General features: G+C 51.8%; 23 protein-coding genes. 4 read left to right on the top strand and 19 right to left on the bottom strand.

All coding sequences use genetic code 11. The features are described 5' to 3' along the window. Positions 1-35 precede the first annotated feature (35 nt). Complete coding sequence (gene yfcF / locus A9180_RS04470; protein WP_064526567.1) at positions 36-680, bottom strand: glutathione transferase; 645 nt, start codon at positions 678-680, stop codon at positions 36-38. Positions 681-814: 134 nt separating this feature from the next. Here yfcF and yfcG point away from each other — a divergent pair, with 134 nt between their 5' ends. The 3 genes from yfcG to A9180_RS04455 are packed head-to-tail and all read left to right on the top strand — an operon-like array spanning position 815 to position 2,795. Further along, positions 815-1,462, top strand: a complete 648-nt coding sequence (gene yfcG, locus A9180_RS04465) for a GSH-dependent disulfide bond oxidoreductase (protein WP_064526565.1) — start codon at positions 815-817, stop codon at positions 1,460-1,462. Positions 1,463-1,518: 56 nt separating this feature from the next. Continuing rightward, a complete protein-coding gene (gene folX, locus A9180_RS04460) occupies positions 1,519-1,881 on the top strand; it encodes a dihydroneopterin triphosphate 2'-epimerase (RefSeq protein WP_064526562.1) in 363 nt (120 codons plus the stop codon). 20 nt (positions 1,882-1,901) lie between these two features. Beyond that, positions 1,902-2,795, top strand: coding sequence for a TIGR01777 family oxidoreductase (locus A9180_RS04455; protein WP_064526559.1), 894 nt, complete (start codon positions 1,902-1,904; stop codon positions 2,793-2,795). Between the two features lie 47 nt (positions 2,796-2,842). Here the strand turns inward: A9180_RS04455 and A9180_RS04450 are convergent, their stop codons facing one another. The 16 genes from A9180_RS04450 to pdxB form a co-directional block, all read right to left on the bottom strand. Next, the gene (locus A9180_RS04450) at positions 2,843-3,745 is read right to left on the bottom strand and encodes an Rpn family recombination-promoting nuclease/putative transposase (protein ID WP_064526557.1); all 903 of its coding nucleotides are present in this window, start codon (positions 3,743-3,745) and stop codon (positions 2,843-2,845) included. 196 nt (positions 3,746-3,941) lie between these two features. Then, complete coding sequence (hisP, locus tag A9180_RS04445; RefSeq protein WP_064526553.1) at positions 3,942-4,715, bottom strand: histidine ABC transporter ATP-binding protein HisP; 774 nt, start codon at positions 4,713-4,715, stop codon at positions 3,942-3,944. Positions 4,716-4,722: 7 nt separating this feature from the next. After that, positions 4,723-5,439 carry an ABC transporter permease gene (locus A9180_RS04440; protein WP_064526550.1) on the bottom strand — a complete coding sequence of 239 codons (717 nt, stop codon included), beginning with the start codon at positions 5,437-5,439 and terminating at the stop codon, positions 4,723-4,725. Beyond that, positions 5,436-6,122, bottom strand: a complete 687-nt coding sequence (gene hisQ / locus A9180_RS04435) for a histidine ABC transporter permease HisQ (RefSeq protein ID WP_064526547.1) — start codon at positions 6,120-6,122, stop codon at positions 5,436-5,438. The genes A9180_RS04440 and hisQ overlap by 4 nt, the downstream gene beginning before the upstream one ends. Before the next feature lie 90 nt (positions 6,123-6,212). Then, the gene (gene hisJ, locus A9180_RS04430) at positions 6,213-6,995 is read right to left on the bottom strand and encodes a histidine ABC transporter substrate-binding protein HisJ (RefSeq protein WP_064526543.1); all 783 of its coding nucleotides are present in this window, start codon (positions 6,993-6,995) and stop codon (positions 6,213-6,215) included. Positions 6,996-7,215: 220 nt separating this feature from the next. After that, a complete protein-coding gene (gene argT / locus A9180_RS04425) occupies positions 7,216-7,998 on the bottom strand; it encodes a lysine/arginine/ornithine ABC transporter substrate-binding protein ArgT (RefSeq protein ID WP_064526540.1) in 783 nt (260 codons plus the stop codon). A gap of 264 nt (positions 7,999-8,262) precedes the next feature. Then, positions 8,263-8,832 (bottom strand): flavin prenyltransferase UbiX, encoded by a 570-nt coding sequence (gene ubiX / locus A9180_RS04420; protein ID WP_064526537.1) that lies wholly within the window; start codon positions 8,830-8,832, stop codon positions 8,263-8,265. A 94-nt stretch (positions 8,833-8,926) separates the two neighbouring features. After that, positions 8,927-10,444 carry an amidophosphoribosyltransferase gene (gene purF / locus A9180_RS04415; RefSeq protein ID WP_064526534.1) on the bottom strand — a complete coding sequence of 506 codons (1,518 nt, stop codon included), beginning with the start codon at positions 10,442-10,444 and terminating at the stop codon, positions 8,927-8,929. A 36-nt stretch (positions 10,445-10,480) separates the two neighbouring features. Then, a complete protein-coding gene (cvpA, locus tag A9180_RS04410) occupies positions 10,481-10,969 on the bottom strand; it encodes a colicin V production protein (protein ID WP_064526531.1) in 489 nt (162 codons plus the stop codon). A gap of 349 nt (positions 10,970-11,318) precedes the next feature. After that, positions 11,319-11,981, bottom strand: a complete 663-nt coding sequence (gene dedD, locus A9180_RS04405) for a cell division protein DedD (protein WP_064526528.1) — start codon at positions 11,979-11,981, stop codon at positions 11,319-11,321. Continuing rightward, positions 11,971-13,239 carry a bifunctional tetrahydrofolate synthase/dihydrofolate synthase gene (gene folC, locus A9180_RS04400; protein ID WP_064526525.1) on the bottom strand — a complete coding sequence of 423 codons (1,269 nt, stop codon included), beginning with the start codon at positions 13,237-13,239 and terminating at the stop codon, positions 11,971-11,973. The genes dedD and folC overlap by 11 nt, the downstream gene beginning before the upstream one ends. A gap of 73 nt (positions 13,240-13,312) precedes the next feature. Next, a complete protein-coding gene (gene accD, locus A9180_RS04395) occupies positions 13,313-14,227 on the bottom strand; it encodes an acetyl-CoA carboxylase, carboxyltransferase subunit beta (RefSeq protein ID WP_064526523.1) in 915 nt (304 codons plus the stop codon). Between the two features lie 148 nt (positions 14,228-14,375). Then, entirely contained in the window at positions 14,376-15,041 is a 666-nt protein-coding gene (locus tag A9180_RS04390) for a DedA family protein (protein WP_064526520.1), read from the bottom strand. 82 nt (positions 15,042-15,123) lie between these two features. Beyond that, positions 15,124-15,936, bottom strand: a complete 813-nt coding sequence (truA, locus tag A9180_RS04385; RefSeq protein WP_001283589.1) for a tRNA pseudouridine(38-40) synthase TruA — start codon at positions 15,934-15,936, stop codon at positions 15,124-15,126. Further along, positions 15,936-16,949, bottom strand: coding sequence for an aspartate-semialdehyde dehydrogenase (locus A9180_RS04380; RefSeq protein WP_064526517.1), 1,014 nt, complete (start codon positions 16,947-16,949; stop codon positions 15,936-15,938). Before A9180_RS04380 ends, truA begins: the two co-directional genes overlap by 1 nt. A gap of 65 nt (positions 16,950-17,014) precedes the next feature. After that, positions 17,015-18,151, bottom strand: coding sequence for a 4-phosphoerythronate dehydrogenase PdxB (gene pdxB / locus A9180_RS04375; RefSeq protein ID WP_064526514.1), 1,137 nt, complete (start codon positions 18,149-18,151; stop codon positions 17,015-17,017). 99 nt (positions 18,152-18,250) lie between these two features. Between pdxB and flk the strand changes: the two genes are divergently transcribed. Further along, positions 18,251-19,243: a flagella biosynthesis regulator Flk gene (gene flk, locus A9180_RS04370; RefSeq protein WP_064526512.1), complete on the top strand. Its 993-nt coding sequence runs from the start codon at positions 18,251-18,253 to the stop codon at positions 19,241-19,243. Here the strand turns inward: flk and A9180_RS04365 are convergent. Beyond that, positions 19,240-20,418 carry an MFS transporter gene (locus A9180_RS04365; RefSeq protein WP_064526509.1) on the bottom strand — a complete coding sequence of 393 codons (1,179 nt, stop codon included), beginning with the start codon at positions 20,416-20,418 and terminating at the stop codon, positions 19,240-19,242. The two genes, flk and A9180_RS04365, sit on opposite strands and share 4 nt — an antisense overlap. 264 nt (positions 20,419-20,682) lie before the next feature. After that, on the bottom strand, positions 20,683-21,903 hold the full coding sequence (fabB, locus tag A9180_RS04360; protein ID WP_064526506.1) for a beta-ketoacyl-ACP synthase I: 1,221 nt from the start codon (positions 21,901-21,903) through the stop codon (positions 20,683-20,685). Positions 21,904-21,949 lie beyond the last annotated feature (46 nt).

Here is a 21,949-nt window from a genome sequence, read left to right as displayed (position 1 = left end):
AACGTTAGCTATGATACTGGATTCTGTCACCGCTATCAGCCAGATTGCTTTGCTGAAAGTGCAATAAAGCGCTGAACTGAAGCCCGCTGCCACTGGAATGCCGCATAATCCACCAGACGCTCCGGCACATCATCGCCGTGCAGCACCAGACGATTAATCATTAGCGCTAAATCAGTATCAGCAATGCACCACTCGCCAAACAAATTAGGCTGGTTATGGATCAATAAATGTTCTGTCATAGCGAACAGTTTCTCCGCGCTGGCTTTTCCCTCCGCCGTTAGCGGTGCTTTTTTTGCACCAGCAAAAACGACATCCGTCGAACGCTCTTCACGCAGAGGCATCAGGTCGCTTCTCAGCCATGCCTGAATCTGCCGGGCACGCGCCCGATTTTGCAGATCCAATGGATAAATGCGTTCCCAGGTTGGCGGCGCAAAACGGTCTTCCAGATATTCCGCTATGGCAGAGGATTCGCTCAACTCAAAATCATCAATCTGTAACAAAGGCACGCGGCGTGTCTGCCCGTAACCTTGCCACGTCGGCTGTAAATGTTCACCGCTGCCAAGGTCGATAGTCTTTATATGAAAAGGTAGTCCTTTCTCCTGCAACGCCACCCAGGCGGATAACACGTAGGGGGAGAAAAAATGGGCATCTGACCAAAGCGTGATAGCGGGTTTACTCATTATATCCTCGGCGATAAAGGGGCTTGCTCTCAAACTATAGAGCCTTTTTGCCACTGTTACTTGATGAAAACTCACGCAAGTCTCCGGGGTTTCTATACTTGAGATGTTCAGATTATTAGACAACCGGAGCCGCAATGATCGATCTCTATTACGCCCCTACCCCAAATGGCCACAAAATTACGCTGTTTCTCGAAGAGGCTGGCCTGGATTATCGTTTAATCAAGGTTGACCTGGGGAAAGGCTGTCAGTTTCGCCCGGAGTTTTTGCGTATTTCGCCGAACAATAAAATTCCGGCAATTGTTGATCATTCACCGACTGATGGCGGCGAACCGTTAAGCCTCTTTGAGTCAGGTGCAATTTTGTTGTATCTGGCGGAGAAAACGGGACTATTTTTAAGTCACGACCCGCGTGAGCGCGCCACCACCTTACAGTGGTTATTCTGGCAGGTTGGCGGCCTGGGGCCGATGCTTGGGCAAAATCATCATTTTAATCACGCAGCCCCCCAAACCATTCCTTACGCTATTGAACGCTATCAGGTTGAATCTCAGCGTCTGTACCATGTACTGAACAAGCGACTGGAAAACTCCCCCTGGCTTGGCGGCGAAGATTACAGCATTGCGGATATTGCCTGTTGGCCGTGGGTAAATGCATATGCTCGCCAGCGGATTGACCTTGCTATGTACCCGGCAGCGAAGAACTGGCATGAGCGGATCCGTTCGCGCCCTGCCACCGGGCAATCACTATTAAAGGCCCATTTGAATGATGAGATCTCAGATAGTTAACTGAGAAAGGTTCTCGTGTATTATTCCAGTCTAAGTAAAACAACAGGGAACCTGCAATGTCACAACCTGCCGCTATTATTCGTATAAAGAACCTTCGTTTACGTACATTTATCGGAATTAAGGACGAAGAGATTAACAACCGTCAGGACATCGTTATCAATGTCACGATCCACTACCCCGCCGATAAAGCGCGTACCAGTGAAGATATTAATGACGCGCTGAACTATCGCACCATCACCAAAAACATCATTCAACACGTAGAGAATAACCGTTTCTCTTTGCTGGAAAAATTAACTCAGGATGTGCTCGATATCGCACGTGAACATCACTGGGTAACCTATGCTGAAGTGGAGATCGATAAACTGCACGCGCTGCGCTATGCCGATTCAGTATCAATGACCTTGAGCTGGCAGCGTTAACCGCCATATCGGGAGGCTGCATGAATATAGTGATCACCGGAGGGACAGGATTAATTGGTCGCCATTTAATCCCGCGTTTGCTGGAGTTGGGCCATCAGGTCACCGTAGTGACGCGTACCCCGCAGAAAGCCAGTTCAATCCTCGGCCCCCAAGTGACACTATGGCAAGGGCTTGCCAATCAAAGCAACCTTAACGGCGTTGATGCGGTAATCAACCTGGCTGGCGAACCGATTGCCGACAAACGCTGGACTCGCGAGCAAAAAGACCGACTGTGCCAAAGTCGCTGGAATATTACGCAAAAACTGGTGGATTTAATTAACGCCAGCGACACGCCGCCGTCGGTCCTTATTTCAGGTTCAGCGACGGGATATTACGGTGATTTAGGTGAAGTGGTGGTTACCGAAGAAGAGCCTCCACATAACGAATTTACCCATAAACTCTGCGCTCGTTGGGAAGAAATTGCCTGTCGGGCGCAAAGTGACAGAACACGAGTGTGCCTGCTGCGTACCGGTGTGGTACTGGCACCAGATGGCGGTATTCTCGGCAAAATGCTGCCGCCGTTTCGTCTTGGCCTGGGTGGCCCGATTGGTTCTGGTCGGCAGTATCTGGCCTGGATTCATATCGATGATATGGTCAACGGGATTCTCTGGCTGCTGGATAACGATCTGCGCGGGCCATTTAATATGGTTGCCCCCTACCCAGTACGCAATGAACAATTTTCCCATGCGCTCGGCCATGCACTGCATCGCCCGGCGATTATGCGCGTCCCCGCGACCGCCATTCGGCTGTTAATGGGCGAATCTTCAGTTCTGGTATTAGGCGGACAACGTGCGTTACCAAAACGGCTTGAAGAAGCGGGTTTTGCGTTTCGCTGGTACGATTTAGACGAGGCGCTGGCAGATGTTGTTCGCTGATGCGTTTAACCGCAAACATCCACCAGATAGCCTCCGGTTTTACAGGATTAGTGGCTTTTCGCGATAAGATCGTCTGGCGAAAGTCGGGTCACCATCAGAACTAACTCTCTGTCTACCCCCCTCTCCAGCATCTCCTGAGCAATTCGCAGAGCTTCTTCGCGTTTTCCCAGAATTAATCCATCATTCCGCCCTTCTTCACGTAATCTGTCAGCAATGGTCATCAGTTTCTCCTTTTCTTGTGGTGCACGTTCCGCTATCTCACCAATAAAATCACGAAAACGCAGGGCATCCCCCGTTTGTAATACGTAATTAAACAGGGCTTTTAGCTGTCTGTCATTAGTGTTCCCTGTAACTAATAGGGAAACAATTTGCTCTACTAATCCCAACAGATCGCGCTGGCGAATATGTTTCTGAATTAACTCCAGCAATGCCATTTTACGGTGTTGCATAATCTCGTCATCCGGCACTACGGTAATATCCACCAGCGGAAAAGCCGATGAATAAATTTTGCGGGCTATAGCAGGCTCCGCAAATTCATCTAACCAGCAGAGAGAATAAGGATAAGGACTCCTGCAACCGTGATAAAACAGCATTGGGATCACCAAAGGCAGTTCTTTATAGCCTGCATCAAGATGGTTTTGCATCGCCGCGATGGAATAGCGCATCATGCGAAAAGCCATTAGTTCTTCCGCCTTACTTTGGTGTTCAATGACGACATAAATATACCCCATCCCATCCTCAGTTTTCACTGACCACAAGATGTCGGAGTAATATTGTCGCAGGTTTTCATCAATAAAACTGTTGGGTTCCAGTTTTAGCGTCGTTAAATCACACAGTTTACGTAGCGGCGCGGGGAGGTGAATATCAATAAAATCCCGCGCAGTGTCCGGATGACATAAAAAGGATTTAAATACCGCATCATGCGGTGTGGAAGTTGTCGATATGGTCATGGCGTTCCGTCACCCCTCAAATTTAAGATGACGAGACAATAACCACCCTTTATAAACAATGCAGCAGGCAGTTTTTATAATTGGACAGCGAATTCAGAACTATTTTAAGTAGACTGCAATATATACATCTCAACGGAAGCTAACTCGCAAATTAGCCTTGAAAATACTCCGGCAGCATTAGCCACCGGAGAGATAATTATTTCAGCGACCCCTTAAGGAACTGTTGCAAACGAGGACTTTGCGGGTTGCCAAATAATTGTTCTGGCGCGCCCTCTTCTTCAATTTTCCCCTGATGGAGGAAAATAACATGTGTAGAGACATGGCGAGCAAATTCCATTTCGTGAGTCACCACCACCATCGTTTTCCCCTCTTCCGCCAGCTGCTGCATAATGCGCAGCACTTCGCCCACCAGCTCTGGGTCAAGGGCCGATGTAGGTTCATCAAACAGCAGAACTTCCGGTTCCATCGCCAGCGCCCGTGCAATGGAAACACGCTGTTGTTGACCACCGGAAAGATGCACCGGGTATTTCCCCTGCGCGCGTTCGTCTATGCCAACTTTCGCTAGATATTTCACCGCCCGCTCGCGTGCTTCCAGCTTGCTCAGGCCCAGCACCTGAATGGGCGCTTCCATGACGTTTTCCAGTACCGTCATATGGCTCCAGAGATTGAAGTGCTGGAACACCATGGTCAGGCGCGTGCGCAGTAAGCGCAGCTGATTTTTATCGGCGACTTTGAGTTGGCCGTCTTTATCCCGCACCAGATTGATGGTCTGGCCGTTAACCACGATCGATCCTTCACTCGGTTTTTCGAGGAAGTTAATACAGCGCAGAAAGGTACTTTTCCCCGATCCCGACGATCCGATGATGCTGATCACATCCCCGGCGTTCGCTTGCAGTGACACCCCTTTCAGCACTTCATGTTCGCCGTAGCGTTTGTGCAAATCGATAACGTTTAATTTATTCTCGGACATCGTATTCTCAGTGCGTTGAAGAAGGTTTCACATGCTGCAACCAGCGTTTTTCTGCCCTGCGAAAGAGGCTGATCAGGACATAAGAGATCATTAAATAGAGTACCGCAGCAATGCCGAAGGCGGTAAAAGGTTGATAAGTCGCGGCGTTGATATCGCGGGCAATTTTCAGCAGATCCGGTACCGTGGCCGTAAACGCCAGCGCGGTAGAGTGCAACATCAGGATCACTTCGTTGCTGTAGGCCGGTAAAGCAATACGCAGCGCCGACGGCAAAATAATGCAGCGATACATTTTAAAGGTCGAGAAACCATAGGCTCTGGCAGCTTCGATTTCCCCGTGCGGCACCGAGCGGATCGCTCCGGCAAAAATCTCGGTGGTGTAAGCGCAGGTGTTGAGCGTCAGCGCCAGCACGGTACAGTTCAGGCCACTGCGGAAGAAAGCGTTAAGGAACTCGGTCCCTTTAACAATCTCCAGCGTGTACATGCCGGAATAGAACACCAGCAACTGCACATACAGCGGCGTACCGCGAAAAATATAGGTAAACAGCCAAATGGGAAACTGGATGTATTTATTGCTGGAGACGCGACCAATTGCCAGAAACAGCGCCAGAATGCCGCCCATGACTACCGACAAAATCAGCAGCCAGAGGGTGATTGCCACACCGGTAAAGCGATAACCGTCAGTCCACAGCAGCGGTTTCCAGTATTCATGTAAGATTTCGATCACAGGTCAGCCCTCTTCACACCCACGGAGTAGCGGCGCTCAAGGAACAGCAGCACACCATTGGAAACGGTGGTAAAAACCAGGTAAATCACGCCACAGACGATGGCGAAATAGAACGGTTCCCAGGTACTTTTGCCTGCCAGCTGCGTGGCTTTGACCACATCTTCCAGGCCGAGTAACGAAACCAGGGCGGTAGATTTGAGGATCACCTGCCAGTTGTTGCCAATGCCTGGCAGGGCGTAACGCATCATCGCCGGAAACATAATCCGCCGAAACACTTGCCCACGAGTAAAACCGAACGCCGTCGCCGCCTCTATTTGCCCTTTCGGCACCGCCATAAACGCGCCACGGAACGTTTCGGTGAAGTAAGCACCGTAAATAAACCCCAGGGTGATAATACCGGCAACCATCGGATCAATATCAATCTGCCCGACGCCCATCGCCTCCGTCACCGTATTTAGCGCAATCTGCAAACCATAAAATATCAGCAGCATCAACACTAAATCCGGCACGCCGCGAATCAGCGTGGTATATCCTTCGAAAATCAGCCCCGAGAGCCGATTTTGCGAAAGCTTACCGCCAGCGCCAATTAAACCGATGATTACAGCGAGCACTACAGAACTGATAGCCAGCTCCAGCGTGACGAGCGCACCCTGTAAAATAACACCTGAAAACCCATACAACATGCTGCCTGTCCTGTCGTGTGTGGTGAATTTCCCGCCTCTTGTCTCCCTCCGGTTGCCCAAAGGGAGCGGGCTTTCTTTCACCGATGGTGATTAACCACCATAAACATCAAAATCGAAGTACTTTTTCGCTAATTTCTCGTAAGTACCGTCGGCGCGCATTTCGGCAAAGGCTTTGTTCAGTGCCTCGCGCAGTTCGTTATCTTCTTTACGCAGGCCCATGCCGGTGCCTACACCGAACAGTTTTTCATCTTTAACAGATGGACCACCGAATTTGTAATCTTTACCGACTGGCTGTTTGAGGAAACCTTCGCTGGCGGCAACTTCGTCCTGGAACGCAGCATCAATACGCCCGGCGGTCAGGTCAGAATAAATGTTGTCCTGCCCCTGATAAGAGACGATTTCAATGCCTTTTGGCGCCCAGTGCTCGTTACCGAACGTCTCCTGAGTAGTCCCCTGCAATACGCCTACCCGCTTGCCTTTCAGCGATTCTACTGTCGGTTGGATGTCGGCGTTTTTCGCCACAACCAGACGAGAATCGGCGGCGTACAATTTGTCGGTGAAGGCTATTTCCTGCTGACGTTTTTCGGTGATAGAAAGCGATGACATGATGGCGTCAATCTTCTTCGCTTTTAATGACGGAATTAACGCATCCAGCGGATTTTCGACAAATGTACATTGCGTATTGATGCGTTTGCATAATTCCTTTGCCAGATCGATATCAAAGCCAACCAATTCACCTTGTGAATTTTTTGATTCAAACGGTGCATAAGTTGGGTCAGTACCGATGCGAATATTTTGCGGAATAGCAGCAAAAGCAGCAGTCGCGCTGGAGAAGGCCAGAACCAGAGAGAGCGATAGCACCAGTTTTTTCATAATGTCCTCAACTGACAGTCTTTTAATAGGGAATGTTTACAGGTTTGTTACACTTATCGTGCCATAAAATTGACCAACAAGGCAAAATATCCAGGCCAGTTAGCCGTATTATTTTTCATTAAAATTGCTTAAGTATGCATTTCAATGCACCGCGATAGTGCAACAAACCTGGAGCGCACCATGATAATGACGCTATCAGGTGCAGCCTCCCTGCGACGTATCAGTCACCGTAGACATTAAAATCGAAGTACTTTTTCGCCATCTTGTCGTAAGTACCATCCTGGCGCAGCTCGCCAAGCGCTTTGTCAAAGGCGGCTGTCAGTTCGGCATCATCTTTACGCAACCCAACACCGGTGCCGTCACCAAAGTATTTTTTGTCTTTCACTGATGGGCCTGCAAAGGCGAACTCTTTACCGGCAGGTTGCTTAAGGAATCCTTCACTGGCAGCGACTTCATCTTGTAACGCGGCATCCAGACGCCCCGCAGCAAGATCGGAATAAACTAAATCCTGGTTGGCATAGGCCACAACATCAATACCTTTACTGCGCCAGGTATCGTTAGCGTAGGCTTCCTGAGTGGAGCCTTGCAGCACTCCTACATGTTTACCTTTCAGTGAATCCAGCGTTGGCTGAATCGGCGAACCTTTAGCGGCAATCAGACGGGAATCCGCGGCGTACAGCTTGTCGGAGAAAGCAATCTCCTGCTGACGTTTATCGGTAATGGAGAGCGACGAAATAATCGCGTCGATTTTTTTCGCTTTCAGTGAGGGGATCAGCGCGTCAAAATCACTGGCAACCCAGGTACATTTCACCTGCATCCGTTTGCACATCTCGTTACCGAGATCGATATCAAAGCCAACAAAGTCACCTTTGGCATCTTTCGATGAGAACGGCGCATAGGTGGTATCGGTTCCGATACGTACCGTCTCCGGCAGCGCAGCATAGCTGGAAGCCGCGGCGGAAATACCGACTAACAAAGACAGAGCGAGAATCGACTTCTTCATACATAACCCTCAAGTGAAATGGCTTTTTTATGTTGTGTATTGTGTTGTGTGTTTGCAGGCTCATTCATGCAGGTCTTATGCCATCTTGCCGACAGCAGCAACATTCAACGTAAAATATGTTAATAAGACGTTGCATTATTGTCCTGAAATTGAAGATAGCAGGTATGGCGGTTGAATCGCAGCGTTTCGATTCAATGGAAGGAACAAAATGTCGAGGATTTGATCGCGGTTGCAAAATTGCCCTGAAACAGGGCAACAGCGGTGTTATGCGCCCTGCCAGCGGGCAAAGAGATCTTCGGGAAGGGTTATTGCAAACTGGTCAAGAACACGGTTAACCGTCTGATTTATCACATCATCAAGGGATTGTGGGCGATGATAAAACGCCGGAACAGGAGGCATAATCACCGCACCAATTTCTGCCGCCTGAGTCATTAAACGCAGGTGGCCTAAATGCAACGGTGTTTCACGCACGCAGAGCACCAGCGGTCGACGCTCTTTCAGCACCACATCTGCCGCACGAGTCAACAGGCCATCGGTATAGCTATGGACAATGCCGGAAAGGGTTTTGATTGAACAGGGTAAAATCACCATCCCCAGCGTCTGGAAAGAACCAGAAGAGATGCTGGCGGCAATATCGCGCGCATCATGAGTTACATCAGCTAACGCCTGCACTTCGCGCAGGGTAAAATCCGTTTCGAGAGATAAGGTCTGGCGCGCCGCCTGGCTCATCACCAGATGCGTTTCGATATCTGCAACATCGCGCAGAACCTGTAATAAGCGCACGCCATAAATCGCGCCGCTGGCACCACTGATGCCTACAATGAGTCGTTTCATAGAGAGTTGCCCTGTCAGACTTGCTGGCAGACTTTGCAGGATTTCGGCGGGAGTTGCAAGTCAGGGTGCCAGACTGGCACCCTGAGCGAAGGCGTCATCCTTCGTTATGCATTTCCAGGTTTTCCACTTCATTCAGACGTTGCAATGCTTTGGCGTCGTCATTACGTAAGGTATCGAGGAAATCGAGATAGCCCTGATCAACATCTTTAGTAACGTAAACGCCGTTAAACACTGAGCATTCGAACTGCTGGATATCCGGATTTTCAGCGCGAACAGCTTCGATCAGATCGTTGAGATCCTGGAAAATCAAACCGTCGGCACCGATGATCTGACGAATTTCATCCACTTCACGACCGTGGGCGATCAGTTCCGTGGCGCTTGGCATATCAATACCATAAACGTTCGGGAAGCGAATCTCCGGTGCCGCAGAGGCGAGATATACTTTCTTCGCTCCGGCTTCGCGTGCCATCTCGATAATTTGTTCAGAGGTGGTGCCGCGCACGATGGAGTCATCAACCAGCAGGACGTTTTTATCGCGGAACTCAGCGCGGTTAGCGTTCAGTTTACGGCGCACAGATTTACGACGCAGTTGCTGACCCGGCATGATGAAGGTACGACCAACATAGCGGTTTTTAACAAAGCCCTGACGGTACGGTTTGCCCAAAATTCGGGCGATTTCCAACGCGATATCGCAGGAAGTTTCCGGGATCGGAATAACCACGTCGATATCCAGATCTTCCCATTCACGGGCAATTTTCTCACCCAGTTTCGTGCCCATATTAACGCGGGCGCTGTAAACGGAAATTTTGTCGATGAATGAGTCCGGACGGGCAAAGTAAACATACTCAAATAAGCACGGATTGCTGACCGGATTGTCTGCACACTGACGGGTAAACAACTGCCCTTCTTCAGTGATGTAAATCGCTTCGCCTGGGGCGACGTCACGCAGGAACTCAAAGCCCAGCGTATCGAGCGCAACGCTTTCGGAAGCGACCATATATTCCGTGCGATTCTCGTCGATATCACGTTTCCCCAACACCAGCGGACGAATCCCGTTAGGATCGCGGAAGGCGACCATACCGTGGCCGATAATCATCGCTACGCAGGCATACGCGCCGCGAATTTGGCGGTTCGTGGCGGCAATGGCGGCGAAAATGTTGTCGGCTTCCAGCGGGTAGTGGCGGAAGTTGTCCAGCTCGCTGGCGAAGATATTAAGCAGAATTTCCGAGTCGGAAGTGGTGTTGATGTGGCGGCGTTTTTCTTCAAACAGTTTTTTACGCAACTCGTGAGCGTTGGTCAGATTGCCGTTGTGGGCAAGCGTAATACCATACGGAGAGTTAACGTAAAACGGCTGCGCTTCAGAGGCACTGGAGCTGCCAGCCGTAGGGTAACGCACATGACCAATGCCCATATTGCCCTGCAAACGCTGCATATGGCGAGCTTCAAATACATCGCTCACCAGCCCGTTCGCTTTACGCAAACGAAAGCAGTTATTGGCATCTATGGTGATGATGCCGGCGGCATCCTGACCGCGATGCTGAAGCACCGTTAAGGCATCATAAATCGACTGGTTAACCGGCATAACACCGGCGATACCGACAATACCGCACATACGTCTTTTTCCTCGTTAAGCCACATCTCAGAGCACTTACGCCCTGGGCAAGAAACTTGACGAGCTTTGCAGATAATCAAAAAACCATCTGATGATAAAACTGAACTGCGGGATCAGCTGTGATTTGCTCCAGTCTTCGCTTTTCGACACTCCGGTAAAGGAGTCGAGAAAGAAGAGTATGGCGGCAACAATCAACACACCGCGCAACGCACCGAAACAGACGCCCAGCACCCGATCGGTGCCTGTCAGATGGGTTTTCTCAACCAACTGACCTATCACGAAGTTGACGATTGCGCCAACGATCAGGGTTGCGATAAACAGTACCGCGATGGCAATCCCATTTCGAACCAGTTCGTCTTCAAAGCCCGTAAACCAGGCTGACAGGTAAGTGTAGTAATGACTGGCGACAAAGAAAGCACAACCCCATGTCACCAGTGATAACGTTTCACGAACAAAGCCGCGGATCAGGCTAACCAGAGAAGAAAAAGCAATCACCGCGATTATGGCGTAATCAATCCAGACCATATGTGTCCCACGATTTTACGCCCTGTCATCCTGTTCGGGGCGCATTCTAACAGAAAAAGAAAACGTTTGCGTAGGGATTTCCTTCCCGCGCATCAATAAAAATGGCGCTGAAAAAACATTCAACGCCATCGACTTTTTATGTCTTTGCGGCATCGGGCAATCATTGTCGGATGCCGCGTGAACGCCTTATCCGACCTACGGTTTTGCTCCTGCACAAGCCTGATAAGACGCGTTAGTGTCGCATCAGGCAACGGCTGTCGGATGCGGCGTGAACACCTTATCCGACCTACGGGTCTACCCCTGCCCAGGTCTGATAAGACGCGCCAGCGTCGCATCAGGCAAAACCGTATTAATTTGGCGTGTAGCCCATAACCACGCCGCTCAAACCAGAGATCTGCTTCAGTTCGCCAAGCGATCCTTTCAGCTTATCTTTCGAGGCATCTGGTCCCACGAGAATACGGGTGATTTTACCCTGCACTGGCGTCGACGGCGAAGTATAAACCCGATATCCCGCGCCACGCAGCTTACCGACAATCTCATTCACTTTATCGGCATTTTTCAGCGCGCCCAGTTGCACAACGTATGCTTTACCCGTCGGCGCTGCTTTTTCTTCAACAACCGGCTTCGCTTCTGGCTTCGGCGGGGGCGGCACTTCAACCTTCGGCTTAGGCGGATCCACCGGTTTCGGTTTCGGTGGAGCGACCGGTACAGGCTCCGGTTCAAACACGGTATTATTGGCCGCAATGGTTGCCGGGTCGAGCGAAGGCGCTGCGGCATCACCTGCCCGCACCTCTTCTGCCGCGCCTTCTGGCGGCTGTGTCGGCAACGCCTGAGTGGCGGCTGGCATCATATCAGGCTCGTCACGATCGCCCGCTTTCGGCACCAGCGGGATCGCTGCAAACTCATCCTGATAATGTTTTTTCTGCCCATCAAGCAACCCTGGAAGCACAATAACTCCCAGAGCTACCAGCACAATAGTGCCAACTAACCGATTCTGAAACTTACTCGCCACCGCTTCTCCTCGCGTCAATCACTTCCATGACATGTGCGACCGTATGGAACGAACCACACACCAGCACGGTATCTTCCGGTTTAGCGTCCGCCATTGCGGCATCCCATGCCTGCGCAACACTATCGAATGGTTTGCCGTTCCCCAGATGCTCAAGCAGTTGTGCTGCCGTGGCACCGCGCGGCCCTTCCAGTGGCGCACAATACCAGTCATCAACCACGCTTTTCAACCAGGCCAGCGTTCCGGCAATATCTTTATCATGTAGCATACCGATAACCGCCAGCACGCGCCCGTTTTTCGGTAACGCTTTCATGCGTCCGGTAAGATATTCCGCCGCATGAGGATTATGGGCAACATCAAAAATGACGCGTGGGGACTCGCTCACAATCTGGAAACGTCCAGGCAAAATTGCGCTGGCAATACCGTCACGAATTGCCTTTTCACTGACTTCCAGACCGCTGGCTCGCAGTGCCGCCAGTGCTGTTGCGGCATTCGGTTGCGGGACAAGTGGCAACGGTAACCCCGTCAGCGTGCCGTGAGCATCGGTAAATGACCAGTCATGGTCAGTGACGGAATAATTCCACTCAACGCCACAACGTTGCAACAGTGCGCCTTTCTCCTGTGCTACATCGGCAATGGTGTAAGGCATTTCTGGCTCACCGACGATTGCCGGTTTTTCGTTGCGGAAGATCCCCGCTTTTTCACGACCAATGCTTTCACGATCTGGCCCCAGCCAGTCGGTATGATCCAGCGCGATACTGGTCACCACGGCAACATCAGCATCGACAATGTTAGTAGCATCCAGACGACCGCCCAGACCTACTTCCAGAATCACCACATCGAGTTGCGCCTGTTTGAACAACCATAATGCCGACAACGTACCGTATTCAAAATAAGTCAGAGAAATATCGCCGCGCTCGGCCTCAATCTCGGCAAAAGAGGCTGTATGGGCCGACTCTGCCAGCTCTTTGCCCTGTATACGAACGCGCTCGGTATAACGCACCAGATGCGGCGAACTGTACACACCCACCTTGTACCCTGCCGCCATCAGAATCGACTCCAGCGTACGGCAGGTCGTGCCTTTGCCATTAGTTCCCGCAACGGTAAACACAAACGGTGCAGGTTTAAGGACGCCAAGATGCGCCGCAACCTGGCTGACGCGCTCAAGGCCGAGATCGATAGTTTTACTGTGCAGGTTTTCCAGATAAGAAAGCCACGAAGCCAGAGGCGACGCGGCTTGAGGAGTGCGTTTGATAATCATGGTATCCGCTGATTCTTTACGGGGAGAATAAATAGCAAAAGGGCAGAGCCAGTGGCCCTGCCCTTATCAGTTATCAGGCCTCTGGTTCCTGATCCGGCACCGGTGGCACCACTTCGCCTTCACGCGGCGCATCAGGATTAGGCGCAGGCAGATTCATCAGCTTCGCCAGAATGCTAGCCAGTTTCAGGCGCATTTCCGGACGACGGACGATCATATCAATGGCGCCTTTCTCGATCAGGAATTCACTGCGCTGGAATCCTGGCGGCAGTTTTTCGCGAACGGTCTGTTCGATAACGCGCGGACCGGCAAAGCCGATTAACGCTTTTGGTTCAGCAATATTGAGATCGCCCAGCATCGCGAAGCTTGCAGAAACACCGCCCATGGTCGGGTCGGTCAGCACGGAAATGTACGGTAACCCGCGCTCCTGCATTTTCGCCAGTGCCGCAGAGGTTTTTGCCATCTGCATCAGCGACATCAGCGCTTCCTGCATACGTGCGCCACCAGAGGCGGAGAAGCAGATCAGCGGGCAGTTATCTTCCAGCGCCTGCTCAACGGCACGCACGAAACGAGCGCCAACCACTGAGCCCATTGATCCGCCCATAAAGGCAAATTCGAATGCTGCAGCGACAACCGGCATACCGTACAGGGTGCCTTTCATCACCACCAGCGCGTCTTTTTCGCCGGTTTCTTTCTGCGCAGAGGCCAGACGGTCTTTATACTTCTTGGAGTCACGGAACTTCAGCACATCTTTCGGCTCAAGCTCGCTACCCAGCTCCACAAGGCTGCCTTCATCTAACAAGCTATGCAGGCGATTACGCGCCGACATACGCATGTGATGGTCACACTTCGGACAGACCTCAAGATTACGTTCCAGTTCAGCGCGGTATAAAACCTGACCGCAGCTATCACACTTAGTCCACACACCTTCAGGAATGCTCGCCTTGCGGGTGGGAGTAATGTTGCTTTTAATTCGTTCAATCCAGCTCATTAGGGACCTTTCTGTCTGAACCTGGTTCGATGCCAGTTTTATCTTTGGGGACGCATAATGCCATTTTTGCCCCCAACAGACCATGAATGTTGCACATTAAAACATAACAGCCCGAAACTTTGGATAAAAAAGTGGTCGAACCGCGGAGTTACTTTTTATTTGCGGCGCGTGCCGCAGCGCGTTTGTGACGGATAATTTCGATGACGCCCGGCAAAATGGAAACCACAATAATACCGACGATCAGCAGCTTAAGGTTATCCTGAACCATCGGGATTGTACCGAAGAAATAACCTGCATAGGTAAAAAGCAGTACCCATAACAGTGCGCCGATCACGTTATAAGCGGCGAAGTGACGGTACGACATGTGGCCCATACCCGCAACAAACGGGGCGAACGTTCTGACGATAGGCACAAAACGAGCGAGAATAATGGTTTTGCCGCCATGTTTCTCATAAAACTGGTGCGTTTTGTCGAGATAACTACGACGGAAAATTTTCGAATTGGGGTTACTGAATAACTTCTCACCGAACAGTCGCCCAATAGTGTAGTTGACCGCATCACCCACAATTGCAGCAATCAACATCAGTACTACCATCATATGGACGTTGAGATCGTTAGTCTCCAGAGATGCCAACGCGCCAGCGACAAACAGCAGGGAGTCACCTGGTAAAAATGGTGTTACCACAAGCCCGGTTTCACAAAACAGAATCAAAAACAGAATGGCATAAACCCAGACGCCATACTCCGCGACCAGCTCCGCCAGATGCACATCAATGTGCAAAATAAAATCGATGAGGAAATAAATCAGGTCCATAATTGCCTACGCCTTGTACTCTTCATTTCTCAGGCTGTAGCTACGTTGGCTTCAGCCTGAAATTTTTAGAGCATTATTCTCATTAGTCCGCCAGAAATAGCGGGCCCATTGGCGGTTTTGGAAGATCAAATCGGTCAGGGTAATCTACCGCAACCAGATATAGCCCTTCCGCTTTCGCCGTTGCTGCCGCCAGCGTTCTGTCCTTTGCCGCTAACAACTCTGCTATCCAACTCTCTGGCTGGTTGTGGGCGCCTACTTCCATCAGGCTACCGACAATATTCCTCACCATATGATGTACAAAGGCATTCGCTTTGATATCCACCACCACATAAGGACCATGTCGCGTGACGTTAATATGCATAACGTTGCGCCACGGCGTTCGGGACTGGCACTGCACAGCGCGAAATGAGGTGAAATCATTCTCGCCCAACAAGCATTGCGCAGCACGATGCATCCGTTCGGCATCCAGCGGTTCGTAAAAGTGGGTCACACCTTTACTCAGCACCGCCGGACGCAACCGATGATTGTAGATGATGTAGCGATAACGGCGAGCCGTGGCGCTAAATCGGGCATGAAAATCATCAGGTACAGCTTTAACCCAACGCACAGCGATGTCACCAGGCAAATTCGCATTTACGCCTAATGTCCACGCAGCGTCTTTGCGCTGCGCGGTGGTTTCGAAATGCACTACCTGCCCGGTGCCATGTACGCCTGCGTCAGTACGCCCGGCGCAGAAGACGGTAATTGGTTCGTTCGCCACCTGGGAGAGCGCCTTTTCCAGCTTCTCCTGCACGCTGCGAACTTCGTTCTGTCGTTGCCAGCCGTAATACTTACTGCCGTCGTACTCAATGCCCAGCGCAATTTTATAAACTGGCGGTTGTTGCTGGTCGGACATTAGTACAGGTACTCCTGCACCAGTTTCTCGGCGATTTTCACTGCCATCAGTGCGCCACCAAAACGGACGTTATCGGCCACCGACCAGAACTGGATTTGCTCCGGCATACCGTAATCATTGCGCACGCAGCCCACAGAAAGATGCGGCGACCCGGAAGCATCGCCCACCTGCGTTGGAAATTCATTCTCTTCAGAAAGCTCAATATCTTCGCTTTGAGCAAACGCATCACGCGCCTCTTCCGCCGCCAGCGGACGCAGTGCTTCAAAGTTGACCATCTGAGCATGGCCATAAAATACCGGTGCCTGGACGACGCTTGCCGAAATCATCAGCCCTTCGTCCTGCATGATTTTGCGCACTTCATCGACGATACGGCGTTCTTCACGTACAGAACCTTCCCTGTCCGGCAGTAACGGCAGCATGTTGAACGCGAGCTGACGCCCGAAGAAATCTTCTTCGTCAATCGGAATGCCGTTGAGCAATTTCGCACTCTGCCCCGCTAACGCATCGACCGCTTTTTTGCCCTGTGCGGAGGCTGAAATCAGGCTGGTAACGCTAATACGCGACAACCCGCCCTGATCGATTAACGGTTTCAGAGAAGCCAACAGCTGGCTGGTCAGGCTGTCCGGTACGGCGATGACATTACGATTACGGTAATCAGCCAGTACAAACGGGTTTACTTCCGGCACCACCAGCGGTACGTCTGGTTCGAGAGCGAACAATCCGCTGCTGTCGATAACCAGGCAGCCTGAGTTGGTTGCTTCTTCAACCCAGGCAGCGGTCGCTTCTTTGCCTGCGACGAAAAACGCCAGTTGCGCCTGCGTCCAGTCAAATTCGGCGGCATCCTGCACGGTGATTGTCTTACCACCAAAACGCAGATGCTCGCCTGCGCTTTCGTTACGTGCCAGTGCATAAATTTCCCCAACCGGGAACTGACGTTCAGCCAGCGTTTCAAGCAGGGCTTCGCCCACAGCGCCAGTTGCGCCCAGGACGGCAATGTTCCAGCCTTCAGACATGGTGGTTTACTCCAGAAAATGCAAAGCTCCCTGCCTATGTTACAGCAGAGAGCATGAAGAAGAGATTAACGAGCCGGATGATGAACGGCGTTAAAACCCAGTTTACACAGTAATGATGCCACACTGGCGTCATCACAAATCACATACAGAGACGACCATTCGCGGCGCTCAAGGTAATTTTTGCGCAGTTTATCGAACTCACCCGGAATTCCGGCGACTTTACGCAGCGGTGCGTCATCGCGGCGCACATCATACACCAAATGCACCAGCCTTTTCAGCGTCGGTTGATCGAGTGGACCATGCAGCGTAATGCGACCGAACTCTGGCGCGGGCAGTAACGTATCCAGCGCAACGTGTTGTTCATGCCCAATAAACTTGCTATAGGCTTCAAACACTTGCGTCGTGCCACGCGCTTTACCTTCGAGGGTATAGCCCGCGATATGCGGCGTGCCGATATCCACTTTTTGCAGCAGTTCGACGTTGAGCTCTGGCTCGCCCTCCCAGACATCCAGCACCACGCTTAACTTCTGGCCTTCATTCAGACAGGTCAGTAGTGCGGTATTATCAACGACTGCGCCACGGCAGGCGTTAATCAGAATCGCCCCCGGCTTCAGACTGCGAATCAGTTTTTCATCCGCCAGATGCCGCGTTTTGTACGGACCGTCTTTAAACAGTGGCGTATGGAAAGTCAGAATGTCTGCTTGCGCGACTAGTTCATCAAGAGGACGGAAATCGCCTTCATCCCCACGATCGGCGCGTGGTGGATCGCAAAGTAAGGTTTTAATCCCCCACGCTTCCAGTCGTGCCTGTAACCGTCGCCCTACGTTGCCGACGCCCACGATCCCCACGGTACGCTCGTGCAGTGAAAATCCATCGCGTTCGGCAAGCATCAGCAGTGACGAGAAAACATATTCCACTACCGCAATCGCATTGCAGCCAGGTGCAGCAGAAAAACCAATTCCCGCCTGCTTTAACCACGTTTCATCGACATGGTCCGTCCCTGCAGTCGCGGTGCCAATAAATTTTACTGGTTTTCCTGCCAGCAAAGATTCATTCACTTTCGTGACCGACCGCACCATCAAAGCATCTGCATCATCCAGTTCAGCAACTGGAATTGGACGCCCCGGAACCGCTTTCACCTCCCCCAGACGACTAAATAATTCGCGGGCATAAGGCATATTTTCATCAACAAGGATTTTCACGTTTGTGGTACCTGTATGAGAACGAGAGTTAACCGGACAAGTGTGCCATAATCTCGCGGCCAGGCATACTTGCGATGATTTCAGGTAGAAGGATACGTAATGATACAACCTATTTCCGCCCCTCCTGGGCAACCACCGAGTCAGGGGGATAAACTGTCGTCTGGCGCAGGCAATCAGCCTTTATCCAGCTTGCAACGTACAGTGCTGGAAAGTTTGATGACCAAAGTGACTTCTCTGACGCAACAACAGAGCGCGGAATTGTGGGCCAGTATAAAGCACGATATCGGTCTGCCGGGTGATTCACCGTTACTTTCACGCAACTTCCCCGCCGCAGAACATAACCTTGCACAACGTTTACTGGCCGCGCAAGAAAGCCATTCTGTCCGCCAGCTTTTGGCTCAATTGAGCGAGTATTTACGGTTGGGGAATAATCGTCAGGCGGTTACAGATTACATCCGCCATAACTTTGGTCAGACGCCGCTGAATCAACTCTCACCGGAGCAATTAAAAACCGTCCTGACTCTGTTAAAGGAAGGGAAGATGGTTATCCCGCAGCCGCAACAGCGCCCGGCGACCGACCGTCCTTTGTTACCGGCAGAACACAATACACTCAAGCAACTGGTCACTAAACTCGCGGCGGCAACGGGAGAACCCAGCAAACAGATTTGGCAATCAATGCTGGAACTTTCTGGGGTAAAAAATGGTGAGTTGATCCCGGCAAAAATGTTTACCCACCTGGTTACCTGGTTGCAGGCACGTCAGGTGTTAAGTCAGCAAAATACACCGACGCTGGAATCACTTCAGATGGCGCTAAAACAGCCACTGGATGCCGGCGAACTGACGGTATTATCGACCTATGTTGAGCAAAAATATGGCCTTTCTGCGCAATCAGCCCTGACTTCCGCACAGGCCGAGGATATCCTCAACCAGCTTTATCAGCGGCGGGTGAATGGGACTGAACCGCGAGATATTCAACCGTTGCTCAATCCCTTTACGCCATTCATTAACACGATGCAAGAATTGGCAATGCGCCCCAGCCTGTGGATATTGTTGACCGCCATCATAGTGATATTAATCTGGTTATTGAGTTAACCACGACGAAATGACAGTATCGTCACGACAATCCCCAGCACCGCCGATATCGCCCCGGCAAGGAATACCGACGAATAGCCAAATGTGGTCGCCAGGACACCAGCCAGCGGCCCGGAAACACCGAGGGCGATATCCTGAAACGCCGCATAACCGCCGAGCGCAGTACCGCGAACCTGAGACGGAACGCGCTTAACGACTTCCACACCGAGCGCCGGGAAGATAAGTGAACACCCTGCCCCGGTTAGTGCCGCACCGGCTAATGCCACCCACGCGCCAGGCGCTTGCCAGAGCAGCAACAAACCGACCGTTTCGACCAGCAAAGAGACAAGCGCCACTTTCACGCCGCCAAAACGGTCTGGCATCCAGCCAAACATCACGCGCATCACGACAAATGCGCCGCCAAATGCGGTGAGCGTAAAACCAGCCATCGCACATCCTTTGCTGGCAAAGTAGAGCGAAACAAAGGTCCCGATAACCGCAAAGCCAACGCCCTGAAGCGCCAGACCAAGACCCGGTTTCCAGATAAGCCCGACAACGCTCCACAGCGACGGACGTTCTCCCGCCATTGCCGGTACTTTGCGTACTGTGCCGTTACAAGCCCACGCCAGTAAAGGCAATGCCATTGTGGTAAGCGCCAGTGCGGCAAAACCGTAATGGCTATGAATCAACAAGCCAAGCGGTGCGCCCACCGCCAGTGCGCCATAAATCGCCATCCCGTTCCACGACATCACTTTGCCGGAGTGTTTCGGCCCGACAATGCCCAATCCCCAGGTCAAAGCCCCCGTAAGCAACTGACTTTCGCCAAAACCAAGAATCAAACGCCCGACGACCAGCAGGGCAAATTTAATCGGTGCGGAGACAGGCAATAGCGCCGCCAGCATCAGCGCGCCGCCAGCCAGACCACAGGCGAACATGCCCTGGAGAGCTGAACGTTTTGCGCCATATTGATCGGCCAGCCGCCCGGCGTAGCCACGCGTCAGCACTGTAGCCAGAAACTGAATACCGACGGCAATCCCGACCATGGTATTGCCATAGCCCAGTTCATGATGAACAAACAGCGGGATAACCGGCAACGGCAGCCCTACGGTCATGTAGGTTAGAAAAACCGCAAAAGCGATGCGGAAGAGCGAAAAATTGGCAGAAGATCGTGTTTCTGTTTGGCTTACAGCAGTCATGCATTACTCCAGAATGCAGCGCAAGGCGAGGTGTCTCCCCGTCTCATCTCTCTGGTTTTCAGGGTTACGGTGCGTTGGCAGGATTTAACGCGTACGTCTTTCTAGCAGGATATCGACAAAACGGGAAGTTTGCCTGGAACAGACGGCGATTGTCAATGATGTGAAAAGGGAACCATCAGGTTCCCTTTTACGTTAGTGCCGGATGCGGTATTGGTGCGTATCGTCGGATGCGAGGCTGGCGCGTCTTATCCGATCTACTCCAAATTAATCTTTCAGTTTGCGCATTACCAGCGTGGCGTTGGTGCCGCCAAAGCCGAAGCTGTTAGACATCACGGTGGTCAGTTCGCGATCGGTCGTTTCGGTCACGATGTTCAGACCCGCAGCCTGCTCGTCCAGCTCTTCAATGTTGATGCTCGGAGCAATAAAGCCGTGTTCCAGCATCAGCAGAGAGTAGATAGCTTCCTGTACACCCGCAGCGCCCAGAGAGTGACCGGTCATCGCTTTGGTTGCAGAAATCGCCGGGCTCTTATCGCCGAACACTTCACGGATAGCCGCCAGCTCTTTCACGTCGCCAACCGGAGTCGAAGTACCGTGAGAGTTCAGGTAGTCAATTGGGGTATTAACACCGTGCATCGCCATCTTCATGCAGCGAACTGCACCTTCGCCAGACGGAGCAACCATGTCGGCGCCATCAGACGTTGCGCCGTAGCCAACGATTTCAGCGTAGATATGCGCACCACGTGCCAGCGCGTGTTCCAGTTCTTCAACCACAACCATACCGCCGCCACCAGCGATAACGAAACCGTCACGGTTAGCGTCATAAGTACGGGAGGCTTTTTCCGGGGTATCGTTGTATTTGGTAGACAGCGCGCCCATTGCGTCGAATTCGCAGGCCATTTCCCAGCACAGCTCTTCGCCGCCGCCAGCAAACACGATATCTTGTTTGCCCAGTTGGATCTGCTCTACTGCGTTACCGATACAGTGTGCGGAAGTTGCACATGCGGAGCTGATGGAGTAGTTAACGCCGTGAATTTTAAACGGCGTGGCGAGGCAGGCAGAAACGCCAGATGCCATCGCTTTGGTGACCACATACGGGCCAACCGCTTTCAGGCCGCGCGGGCCGCGCATTGCGTCAGCGCCGAACACCTGAAAACGCGGGGAGCCGCCGCCGGAACCTGCAATCAGGCCAACGCGCGGGTTATTCTGGTAAGCTTCCGGGGAGAGGCCAGCATCTGCAATTGCCTGCTCCATAGAAAGGAATGCATAGATGGATGCGTCGCTCATAAAGCGCACAACTTTGCGGTCAATGAGGCCAGTGGTATCCAGTTTTACGTTGCCCCAGACGTGGCTACGCATGCCGGAATCCTTCAGCTCCTGAGAGAAAGTGATCCCTGAGCGTCCTTCACGCAGAGATGCCAGGACTTCCTGCTGGTTATTACCGATGCTGGAAACAATGCCCAGGCCAGTAATCACTGCACGTTTCATTCAATACCTCTGTAAGTCGCACATAGAGTAAGTTTCGAATGCACAA

The organism is Escherichia sp. B1147, assembly GCF_001660175.1.
Classification (GTDB): domain Bacteria; phylum Pseudomonadota; class Gammaproteobacteria; order Enterobacterales; family Enterobacteriaceae; genus Escherichia; species Escherichia whittamii.
This window is presented reverse-complemented; position numbering and strand designations above follow the sequence as displayed.